Origin of the sequence: Streptococcus sp. 23.2, assembly GCF_016648665.1 — a bacterium.
Taxonomy (GTDB): Bacteria; Bacillota; Bacilli; order Lactobacillales; family Streptococcaceae; genus Streptococcus; species Streptococcus salivarius_E.
In genome coordinates this window covers 97,254-108,720 of sequence record NZ_JACLQJ010000007.1, presented here as the reverse complement: position 1 = coordinate 108,720, position 11,467 = coordinate 97,254, and the positions used below count along the sequence as shown (strand labels likewise).

The following is an 11,467-nucleotide window of genomic DNA, read 5'->3' as shown; positions in this document are numbered from 1 at the left end:
TAAACGTAAGTATTCTTCATATCAAGGAGAGGTTGGTAAGAAAGCAGAGAATCTCATTCAACGCCAGTTTGAAGCATCCAAACCAATGGAAAAGTGCTACACAGATGTGACAGAGTTTGCCATTCCAAATAGCACACAGAAATTGTATTTATCGCCTGTTTTAGATGGCTTTAACAGCGAAATTATTGCCTATAATCTCTCAACTTCACCAAACTTAGAACAAGTGAAAGCTATGTTAGACCAGGCCTTCACAGAGGAGCATTACGAAAATACAATTCTCCATAGTGACCAAGGTTGGCAATACCAACATCAGTATTATCATCAATTTTTAGAGGATAAAGGGATCCAACCGTCCATGTCACGTAAGGGAAATAGTCCAGACAATGGTATGATGGAATCTTTCTTTGGCATTTTGAAATCGGAAATGTTTTATGGTTACGAGAAGACGTTTAAATCACTTAATCAATTAGAACGAGCTATTGTAGACTATATTGATTATTACAACAACAAACGCATTAAGGTAAAATTAAAAGGATTTAGCCCTGTGCAATACAGAACTAAATCCTTTGGATAAATTAATTGTCTAACTTTTTGGGGTCAGTACATTTACTGATCCATAAGGGGAGTTTTTATTATAGTCTTAACGTACTGATGGTAGCAAGATCTTTGGTAACAATAGCGATATCAAATCTCACCTCAAATAGAATCAGCGATTCTCCTGCGTAATCTATCGTCTTTTTATAGTCTGGAACCTTTGCAATGAAATGTTCTGCCATATCAACTACCGTTTTCGAACTTCTTTTTGCGAGACCTTTGGCTTTGACATGCTGGTTTCCAGTGTGAGGAATAGTGGTAAAAGCGATAGAAGGATTTTCTTCTATTTCCTTAACTTTGTCATTATCTTTAAAGGACGAAAAATAAAGAATGTTTTCACAAGGATCAAAATAGAAATTTACGATTCTCACATTAGGAACGTTATTCACAGAAGTTGCCAAGGCCATTTCTGTTTGTTCCGCCATTATTCTCAAAAATTCTGTTTTCGTGTTCATTTTCAAAGCCTCATTTCCTTAGATTAATTATATATGAAAGCCTATAAAATGTCAGTCGAGAAATTGAAAGGAAAGTGTTTCTTTGAGTTTAAAACTGATTGAAAGCAAGTCATATCTATAGTACAATGAAAATATAAATGTTTGAAAAATTAATTTAGAAAGGAAAACAGAATGCACGAAACACATTCTCTCCGTGAGCGATTTCTTGTTTTCTTCAAGATTTTTGTGCCCATACTGATTTATCAGTTTGCCAACTTTTCGGCAGCCTTTGTGGACACTACCATGACTGGTCAATACGATACCCTACACTTGGCGGGGGTAGCCATGGCAACGAGTTTATGGAGTCCTTTTTTCACCTTCTTAACAGGTATTGTCTCTGCCTTGGTTCCGATTATCGGTCACCATCTAGGGGCAGGTCGCAAGGACCGAGTGGCACCTGATTTCTACCAATTTCTCTATATGGCTTTAGGGCTATCACTGATTCTCTTTGCCCTTGTTTTTCTGGGGGCCCCCTTAGTTCTGGGCCACTTAGGTTTGGAACCTGTGGTCAGAAAGGTGGCTCTTGGTTACCTACGCTTTTTGAGCCTTGGGATTATTCCCCTTCTGCTCTTTAGCGTGGTGCGCTCCTTTCTTGATGCGCTTGGCCTCACGCGCCTGTCCATGTACCTCATGCTTTTGCTTCTACCACTAAATGGTTTCTTCAATTTCCTCCTCATCTATGGCATCGCTAATCTGCCAGAGTTGGGGGGAGCCGGAGCGGGTCTGGGAACTTCATTGGCTTACTGGGCCCTTCTCCTTATTTCCATCGCAGTTATCAGAAAGCATAAGAAGGTTAAACCCTACCACATCGAAAGGATTCAACCTCTTGATAAAGAGGCTCTGCTTGACGCACTGAAACTAGGGCTTCCAATTGGGGGGACCGTCTTTGCGGAAGTCGCCATCTTCTCAGGCGTTGGTCTAGTTATGGCCAAGTATCCATCCCTAGTCATTGCCAGTCATCAGGCGGCCATGAATTTCTCAAATCTCATGTATGCCTTTCCTCTCAGCATTTCCAGTGCCATGGCTATCATTATTTCCTACGAATTTGGGGCTAGACGCATGGATGCCGTCAAGAGCTACAGCAAGCTGGGACGGTTGACAGCCCTAGGTTTTTCTATCTTTACCTTGATTTTCCTCTACTTCTTGCGCTATGATTTAGCAGAACTTTATGGGCATGAGCCTGACTTTTTGAGAATGACGGCCATTTTCATGACCTATAGCCTCTTCTTCCAAGTGGCAGATGTATTTGCGGCTCCACTTCAAGGAATTCTGCGTGGCTATAAAGATACCAAGGTACCTTTTTATCTCGGTGTCCTAACCTACTGGGGAATCACCCTCCCAGTTGGCTTCCTGCTTGAAAAAGTCACTGGACTTGGTCCCTATAGTTACTGGATTGGCCTGATTGCCAGTCTTATCGTCAGTGGTCTCTGTTACCAGTGGCGCTTAAATAGAATCGTCAAACGATACGAATCACAACAGTAAAACACCTGAAGCAGTCTTTTCCGACTGCTTTTTCTATACTCAAATCTCTATAATACAGAAAAAAACCTCCTGCATATTGAAAACAGATAGACTATTATCAATACACAGAAAGCTTCTTTTGATGAGTGATTAATTATATTCAGATTTTCCTGACCTATTACCAAACTGGATTCATTAATGAAAACATAGATGTTTAATATTGAAAAAAGTATCACAGAGACCAGCTGGATCGACTAGGGCACCATAAATCATGACTAAACCACAGAGAGCTAGGAAATGATAAAAATAAACTACTTTCTCCCCTGTTTTAGGAAGTAAAAGAAAAGACCAGAACCACAAGACACAAATGGCTATTAATATGATTAGTTTATTTATCCATTCCATAATAATCTCCGTCAAAAAGGTTTAGCACAATAAAATAGTCCTTAGGACTATCTGAATGTTATCACAAAATCTAACAAGTGCTGTCATTACTTCTTAAGGAAATATCTTAGTATTCTCTTGCTAGTCTTGTTTTGGTAAGTTAAGACATATAAAATCATATTGGGAGGTTGGGAAGACTCATTATTACACAAAGTACAATAATGTTTACAGACGCCAAAACCAGCAAAAGCCAAGGAGAAGGACACATTTACACTTGTCAGATTTCTCACTATTATAGTGTACTATTTTTTTATTTGAAACGTAAAACAATTTTGCCCAAATTGTTAAAAAATGTAATGAAAGGTCACTTTTTTGTCCTGAACGGTTAGGTTACATGTTATGTTAGCTTTAAAGGGCTTTCAATAAATTCTTTTACAGGCAAAAGAGGCTGGTAACAAGCAGTGCCAACCTCTTATTTTATGATAAGCTTCTGCTAGAAAATCTCTTAATACTAGTGAATAATCAGTCTACTTGGTCAAGTAAGTAGGCGTAACCTTCTTTTTCCATATCGGCTTTAGGCACAAATCGTGTCGCTACGCCATTGATACAATAGCGTAAACCACCCTTGTCACTTGGACCATCTGGAAAGACATGGCCAAGATGAGAATCCCCCACACGACTACGGACCTCAATGCGTTCCATATTGTGAGAATGGTCTTCTTTGTAATTGGCTACCTCAGGACTAATGGGGCGAGAGAAACTCGGCCAGCCACAGGCTGAATCAAACTTATCCTTGGATGAAAAGAGTGGCTCGCCAGTCACCACGTCAACGTAAATTCCAGGCTCAAATTGATTCCAAAGAGGACTTGTAAAGGCCCGTTCCGTTCCATTCTCCTGAGTTACAGTATAGGCTTCTGGACTCAAGCTTTCCTTAAGCTCCTCCTGATTTGGCTTGTGATAAGCACTGGCATCAATGACCGGACTAGCTGCCTGATGGACATTGATATGACAGTAGCCATTAGGATTCTTCTTGAGATAATCTTGATGGTAATCCTCTGCAGGAATAAAGTGCTTCAGAGGCAACAATTCAACCGCCAAAGGCTGACCGTATTGCTCAGTCATTTCTTGGAAAACTTGCTCGATAATTGGCAAGTCATTTTCATCGGTATAGTAAACACCCGTACGGTACTGAGTTCCCATATCATTGCCTTGCTTGTTTTTACTAAGGGGATTGATGATACGGAAGTAATGTAGCAAAATCTCTCGCAATGACACCTTGTTCGTATCGTAGGTCACTTGAACAGTTTCAGCGTGGCCCGTCTGACCAATAAGTTCATAGCAAGTCGTCTCACTACGCCCATTAGCATAACCTGAAACCGCATCAAGCACACCTGACACACGAGAGAAGTACTCCTCAACACCCCAGAAACAGCCACCAGCAAGATAGATTATCTGATTATTTAGATTTGACATTTTTAACACTCCCTTCAATAGATACTTGCATCTCCACGCCTTAAGTGTAACGCTTTTGAGAAGATTTCGCACTTATGGTGACTTGGAAAGACACAAAAAATCCCACCAACATGAGTAGTGAGATTCTATAAATCATTAATGATATACTAGTCTATCCTTTCTAAACACTCATTCAAATAATCTGCTAAACTAGTATGGATTTTAGTGCAATTTCCATACTGCCATTCAAAAATAGCCCCTTTAGAATTCGAAAGTATTAAATAGCCATCAAATCCAAGATCTTCGATAATAAACATGTTTATCGGAAAATCACTATAAGTTTCTCTGGCTGCAACAGTTGCATTAATAACATTTAGATAATCCGCTCCATTTAACCCCGTCCATTCAGTTCCAAAAAAGCTAATACATCCAAACACATTCAAATAATCACTATAATCCTTAGGAAATTTTAGTTGTAATGTCTTTTCTGCATCTCTAATTTGTTCTTTGGTTGCACCTTTCGAAAATTCTACATGCTTAATTGATTTAATTCTATTGATAAAGTTTGACATTAGAAATCCTCCGCTCTTTTCTTCCAATAGTCTGCTTTTTCTTTTGCAAATGATTTTCTATCAATCTGAGATGGTTGAGGAGGAACATCATGTAGATTTCTATAGTTTTCTTTATGTACTGAACTCGTTAACTCTGCAAATGGAGAGTCCTGTCTTTGACCAATGTGATGCAGTTCAACAGGCTTACCATCAACAATGGGGGCTTTACCATTTTCCATTCGTTCTTTATTATTTCTGCCTTGTTCATCCTTGATGTTAGGGTCAATATCACCTCGTTGTAAAACCTGTCTACCATCAACTTGTTTTTCACTTAGGTTCTGATCCTTATATACCTCAACTTCTTCTTTCCATCTGAAACTACTTATTAAGTCTTTTGACCAACCTGTTTCTTCCATTATTTTTAATCGGTCATCATCTGTTAATTCAGTTTTTGTAATTTGATTACCTTCTATTCGAGAATAATTATCGACTTCACTCGTACCTAATTTCAGATCAGGATTAAACAAGGTATTTTGTGCCTCTATATTTGAGACACCTGTGTCTATTCTTTTAACTTTTTCAATACTCAAAATATCCCTCCTCTGTTTTGCCAATTTTCAAGTTCTGAACTATCGTTCAACTCGTTAAAGTAATACTGAGTCATTAATGCCTGAACAATATTTATTTGCAATTGGTTCGTCAATGGACCATCAACTTCTTTATGGAGTTCTCTAATTACAGCATTAGTTAATGCTTTATAATCTTGTGATTTCATTCCAACATTACGAATAGCCTTCATTGTTTCCGGATATAATTGAGCTATAATTGGAGCAATTTGAGTCATTTTCACTTCATAAACAGTCTCATCACAATAATCTAAAATTTGACGAACATATTTTCTACTTAAAGTAGAATTTAAAATATCAAACTTTAATTCTTTCTTTGTAATCTCATCAAATGAATTGTTTCCTGTTAACAATGCAGTTAACTTTAAATTAATGCTCGGACTTAAGGTATCAAAATAACTATTTCCATTATATTGATAGTCAGTCTTATCATATTCCACCTTCTCAACCTTACATAAAACTGGTTGAATCCATTCATTTTGATAGACTGCTGCAACTCCCTTTGGTAATTTGGCAAGTTCTATGATTTGGTCATCATTTAGATTAGCTGACTTCCCTACTAAATCACGATCTGAAAAATCAGGTAATCGCATGATAATCTTAGTATTGGTATTTCGGATAACTGACAAATCCATTAAACCTGGAGCTTGATCAGCAATAATAAATCCTTCTCCATATGTTCGCATTTCAGCAATGGCATTTGCCAACATCTCCACACTTTTACCTAAGAGATTAGCTGATTCAGCCATTTGTTCTGTTGATGTGCGTTTTAGGAGGTTATGAGCTTCTTCAAGCACAGTGATGTGTTTTAATTCGGCATTCATATCCCCGTTAGCCATGCGATACTCTTGCAGTTTCAAGACCAAAATACCCATTAGCAAAGATTTAGTCTCAGTGGAACCAACTCTACTGAGGTCAACGATGACATTTGAATCAAATAGATGCTCATTGGTGAGTTCATCATTTGAAAAGATTAGGCCATTAATTCCATTTGTCAGAGATTCGATTCGAGTTAATAAAGCTCCCTTGTAAGCTCCTTTATTCTCATCATCATATTCACTGGAATCAATTATCGTCTTAATATTGTCTGCTATATCATTGAAATTTGGATACAGTCTACCATAAGGGTTGGTTGATTCAAGGAGATTCCATCCACAATCCTGATAGGATTGTTCTACAGCTTTTTTTAAAACCGCTGGCATAGCCGCATACATCGGCCAGCACACATTGAAAATTTCGACTAGCCTATCTAGATGCTCTAAGATATGAATTTCTTTAGGGAAACTAAAAGGATTCAACCTCAACAAAGGTGTTAACTGAGGATTCGTTCCATAAACTGAAACATCGTCGTGATTACCAAAGACATGCTTATATTCTCCTTTTGCAGGTTCAACAACTAGGAATTTCAAGCCATTATTTCTACCTTCATTGAGGAGTTGATAAATCGTATTACTCTTACCAGAACCCGTACTTCCTGTTACAAAAACATGCGAAGCCAAAGAGTTTTGTCTAAGGTTAACAGGTACATCTTCCTTATGATACATATGGAAAATATCTCCTAAATGAAGCATCTTATTAGTAACATCTTCTTCATCAAATTTAGCAATATTTCGTCCGAACTCTGCACACTCTAAAATCGGTAGTCCTGGAATAGATTTTCTAGGGAAGTTCAATGAAAAGGCCAATTCTTGACCAGTAAGAGGTACTGTTGGAGTCACAATAGATGGATAGACATTAAAGGTTGAATCAGCTAATAGCAGATTAGGATTCAGTCCAAATAAGGGATGGCGTAATTCTCTTAGATAAGCAACTATTTCTTCTGCATCACCACTGCTCTCACCCAAATCTCCTCTCCATAAATTAACTGAAGACTGACTCATAAATGACTCTTCTCCTTGGGTCAAGGCTAAGTATGTATGAGCAACATTATTCGCAATATTCTGGTCTTCACTGAGTACATAGGCAGCGAACTCCCACATACCCATAGCTGTTCCTTTTTCAAAACGTTTCATCTGTTCTTCAAGGACCTTAAGGGCGTGGGAAATATTATGATTGGTAAAGGACTGGGTAATGCCCTCGTTCTTACCAAGAGTAGCAGTCACATTTGAGGCACGCGCAAAATTAGCACCGATATTAGAACCTAAGTTAACACCACTTGAAGAGCCCAAGGTTTGTCCAACCGTTTGAGATAAGGCACGACTAGCGGTTTTAGCGAGGGCACGGCTAACAGTTTTTGTAGTCGATTGACCAATAGAGTCTGCAGTACTTGTTCCATGATTTTTAGAGTAATGATAGTCAACAGTTGCTCCCACTCCAAATGGCGTCCCTTCAAGACTGCCACCAGTAGTATGTGATGATCCTTTATTTGTTCCATCTGTATGAGATGTATTGGTACCATCCGTTTGTCCAGACGAATCCGTTTGAGATTCACCGCTTGTTTGCGTATCACCAGAAGATTGGTTAACTGACTGATTCTTACCATGTTGGATACCAGCACTGGCTCCAACATTGACTCCAAAAGTAGCCATAGAGGTCGTTGCATCTGAAGCTGTGAAAGTATAGTTGGTTTGCCATTTTTCATAAGGAGCTAAGGCTGAAAATAGCTCAGACAAACGCAACTTTCTATTTTCTATATCCTGGATAGGACTTGCCAAGAGGATTAAGGTATAGTTTTCGGATGGTTGTGAAGGAATGACACCATCAATCAATTTTTCAATGGTTTGACTAATAAATTTTTCAGATTTGGCAGTTGGTAAATTAGACACCGTTGCCACCGAATAAGGCTTAGAGTTTGCTAGACAAGGAATCCTTCCAATTCCCCTCTCATTTTGAACTGTAGATCCAGGAAAATTACCTTTAATGGCTTCTAACAATCGCTTGCGATAATTTTCGACATTGACATTATCAGAATCATTCTTAGTATTTACTACAGCCAGAAAAACTTCTGTATTGGTCTCAGTTCGATTGAAGACGAGAGCAATATTACAGTCTTCGTTAGAAAGTACTTCATAGACATTAACTAGTTTTTCTAAACTATTTTCTTTTTTGTCAACGACCCATTTTGTGATATTGAAATACCTGATATTATATGATTCCTGAAAGTCTGTACCAAATTCTACCTTATTTTCGATAGGAACATAGAGTTCTTTTATCTGTTCCAAATACGAATTGAAAATCTCTACTCCACATGAAGCTAATAAGCGATTCGTTAATTCCTCATCACTAATATTAGGTTGATCAGCTAGATATTTCTCTCTTTGCTCCTCAACTTGTTTGAGTTGCTCAGGGCTCAAAGATGAAAGTTTAGCAACTTTATCTGCGGCCTTAGCTCCTGCCTTATTAATAATGTTTTTTATTCCCATAAGATTCACCTACAAAAAAACTATTTCCAAGTAATCATTTGTTTAATCTGGTTAGTATAATTTTCAATTTGTTGCTGTTGCTCCTCTAAGCTTGCAACTTCATTTCTTGTTTTCTGAATTTTCGTATTCAAAGCACTTAATTCTGGACTAAATTCAATAATATTTTGAACAATTATACTTGTAAGATTTACTAGCCAAATTTTAAAAGCTTTCTCGTGTTCCGAACAAATACTTCCTGCAAATTCTGTCATCTTTGATTTAAATAAATCATTATAGGTCTTCTTAAGGCCAGACGCGTTAACTTTACTTGATCTCAAAGTAAAATCACCCAATCTAAAGACATAACTGAGTTCTTCTTTACTAAACTTTTCAAGATTCAATTGAGTAAAATCTATCTCTTCATAAGATAGAATCAAGTGAGAAAGCTTTTGACGTTTTTCTGGTTCAAGCCCCATATCACCTGAAATAATACGCTCAAAATGAGATTTTATCTCAGAAGCATGATTAGACCAAAAACTGCTAGAAATACGCTCAAATTCAACCCTTGACAAATAAAGTTCTTCTACAAATTGATTTCTAAAATAATCAACTGTTTGTGCAGAAGCTAGATTCTCTAAATTGATTTTCTTTGTCTTGTTCTCACGTGTAACACTGAGATAGTTACTAAACTCATTACTGATATTTCCTAATTTTAGATTACTAATATCAATTTGTTGATGCTCAGTTAAATTTAAAGTTGGATTTAATGAGAGTATCTCTTTGTGTATTTCATTATAACGATCTAAAACATCCCCTTTTTCAATCTGTTTCATTAGACGCTCTTGGAAAATCTTCATTTCTTTTGGATACTTGATCAAAAGGTCATTTTTTTGGGATAATGAAGTGGATTTCAATCTTTCAACAATGACAGATTTTTGGCCATCAAGATTAGCCTCTAATTCTGCCTCTCTACTACGTAAATCTTCGTTTTTCTCTGTAATTACTGCATTTGTTCTCAATAGTAGTTTATCTAATAAAGCTTTTGCCTGTTGACACTTGTCATAGTGTGAATAGCGGTCAACAAAGGTTTTAATAGAATCCTCAATGGTTAATAAACCACTATTTGCATAAATAAGGTCGGAACTTTTTTCAGCAGTTGCTCGAACGGTACTAGACATTTGTCTTGGAAGGATATCAAACTCATACAACTTCTTATAGTATTTCGTTTCAGGATTTGAGTATTTTTCTCTATACGTATCAAATTGCTCAGAGTAAAACTCTCCCTCTAAATGCCCTTTCAACTTCGCACCAAGTCCCAAAATTGATGAAACATAATAAATACCTTGAGCATACAACTCTCTTGGAATGGCTTGATTCATGATTCTATCTCTAAAAGAATCACTTTTAAGATTAGTCGAGCTTAAAGCCGCTGCCTCGGCCTTATTAACCACAATCATGGTGAACCGTTCATCTAATCCTTCTACTGAAATTAGCTTTTCTTTTAAATTACTGTTGTCAGTGCTGTCTAAGGAACTACTGTCAGTAACAAAGACTGGCAAACCATTTGACATACCAGCCATGGCATTTACAAGAACTTCTGAATGCTGACTATTGGTTGATGAATTAGAACCCGGGGTGTCGAATATTGTAATTTTTGAACCTACATCTCCTAAAATACCTTTCGAAAATGGGACATGTACTTCGATTAAATCTCCAATATCTTTATCAGTAGAATCATTGATAGTTTCTAATATTGCATATAGCTTTGAAATAATTGAATCAAAAGAAGTATTCAAGATACCATCGACTTTCTTACCAAATGAATCATTCATATTTAATCCATCATAAAACACTTGATCATCATAGAAACTGAGAACAACTCTCTCTTCTTTATATACAAAAGAGATTTTAGCACGATCTTCATAAGTACTAGCCGTGATTTTATAGATTTTAGCGGTCACGGGAGTCTCAGCACTTGGAAGTAATTCCTGTCCAATCAAAGCATTAATAAAGGTCGACTTTCCTGCACTATAAGTTCCGAGCACACAGATAGGAACTGTATCTCCCGAAGCATCCGAAAAGCGTTTTAACTGTGCTTCAATTTCCTTGTTGCTCTCACCAATATTCTTTATAATCAGTGGCTCAAGATTTCTAAAAATACGATTAATTTCTGGCAGAACATCACGTGCATTCTCTAAATAGTTTGTTGATGATGACAAAATAATATTTGAAAACCGCTCATCTTTTAAAGCCTCTTCTAACTGTTGCTTCTCATCATTAGGCCCTTCAAAAATTAATTCTAGTTTTTCATCAGGAATAGAATATTCATTTTCAATTTCTTTTAAAATATCATATACCTTAAAGGGAAAAAAGCCACGTTGAAAAACGGCTGAAACTAACTTACTATTTGAGTTATTCTCACTATTTATTGTTATCCAACTTTCACTAGATAAGTCGTAACGGCTAAAAGTTACTATCTTTTCGTAAGGATTACTTACAACTTTAATTTTATTCATAATTACTCCGATTATTTAATAATACAAGTGTATTATATCACAGCAAAC

The 11,467-nt window shown here is 36.9% G+C and carries 8 protein-coding genes; 2 read left to right on the top strand and 6 right to left on the bottom strand.

Features of this window, described 5'->3' with window-relative positions:
• A partial coding sequence (locus tag H7T98_RS05480) for an IS3 family transposase (protein ID WP_201061452.1) occupies window positions 1-574 on the top strand: 574 nt, incomplete at its 5' end.
• 58 nt (window positions 575-632) lie between these two features.
• Here H7T98_RS05480 and H7T98_RS05475 read toward each other — a convergent pair.
• Complete coding sequence (locus H7T98_RS05475; RefSeq protein ID WP_004182302.1) at window positions 633-1,049, bottom strand: pyridoxamine 5'-phosphate oxidase family protein; 417 nt, start codon at window positions 1,047-1,049, stop codon at window positions 633-635.
• Between the two features lie 171 nt (window positions 1,050-1,220).
• On the opposite strand from H7T98_RS05475, the gene H7T98_RS05470 reads away from it, so the two are divergent.
• A complete protein-coding gene (locus H7T98_RS05470) occupies window positions 1,221-2,570 on the top strand; it encodes an MATE family efflux transporter (RefSeq protein WP_201061450.1) in 1,350 nt (449 codons plus the stop codon).
• Between the two features lie 885 nt (window positions 2,571-3,455).
• Here H7T98_RS05470 and msrB read toward each other — a convergent pair.
• The 5 genes from msrB to H7T98_RS05445 form a co-directional block, all read right to left on the bottom strand.
• The gene (gene msrB, locus H7T98_RS05465) at window positions 3,456-4,406 is read right to left on the bottom strand and encodes a peptide-methionine (R)-S-oxide reductase MsrB (protein ID WP_110981485.1); all 951 of its coding nucleotides are present in this window, start codon (window positions 4,404-4,406) and stop codon (window positions 3,456-3,458) included.
• Window positions 4,407-4,552: 146 nt separating this feature from the next.
• Window positions 4,553-4,957 carry an SMI1/KNR4 family protein gene (locus tag H7T98_RS05460; protein ID WP_073686879.1) on the bottom strand — a complete coding sequence of 135 codons (405 nt, stop codon included), beginning with the start codon at window positions 4,955-4,957 and terminating at the stop codon, window positions 4,553-4,555.
• On the bottom strand, window positions 4,957-5,526 hold the full coding sequence (locus tag H7T98_RS05455; protein ID WP_073686880.1) for an HNH/ENDO VII family nuclease: 570 nt from the start codon (window positions 5,524-5,526) through the stop codon (window positions 4,957-4,959). Before H7T98_RS05455 ends, H7T98_RS05460 begins: the two co-directional genes overlap by 1 nt.
• Window positions 5,523-8,924 (bottom strand): helicase HerA domain-containing protein, encoded by a 3,402-nt coding sequence (locus H7T98_RS05450; protein WP_201042800.1) that lies wholly within the window; start codon window positions 8,922-8,924, stop codon window positions 5,523-5,525. The genes H7T98_RS05455 and H7T98_RS05450 overlap by 4 nt, the downstream gene beginning before the upstream one ends.
• A gap of 20 nt (window positions 8,925-8,944) precedes the next feature.
• Complete coding sequence (locus tag H7T98_RS05445; RefSeq protein WP_155197949.1) at window positions 8,945-11,419, bottom strand: dynamin family protein; 2,475 nt, start codon at window positions 11,417-11,419, stop codon at window positions 8,945-8,947.
• Between the last annotated feature and the right edge of the window lie 48 nt (window positions 11,420-11,467).

Coding starts and splice junctions, on each gene's coding strand:
- H7T98_RS05475 (WP_004182302.1), bottom strand. CDS start 1,049: ATGAACACGAAAACAGAATTTTTGAGAATAATGGCGGAACAAACAGAA.
- H7T98_RS05470 (WP_201061450.1), top strand. CDS start 1,221: ATGCACGAAACACATTCTCTCCGTGAGCGATTTCTTGTTTTCTTCAAG.
- msrB (WP_110981485.1), bottom strand. CDS start 4,406: ATGTCAAATCTAAATAATCAGATAATCTATCTTGCTGGTGGCTGTTTC.
- H7T98_RS05460 (WP_073686879.1), bottom strand. CDS start 4,957: ATGTCAAACTTTATCAATAGAATTAAATCAATTAAGCATGTAGAATTT.
- H7T98_RS05450 (WP_201042800.1), bottom strand. CDS start 8,924: ATGGGAATAAAAAACATTATTAATAAGGCAGGAGCTAAGGCCGCAGAT.
- H7T98_RS05445 (WP_155197949.1), bottom strand. CDS start 11,419: ATGAATAAAATTAAAGTTGTAAGTAATCCTTACGAAAAGATAGTAACT.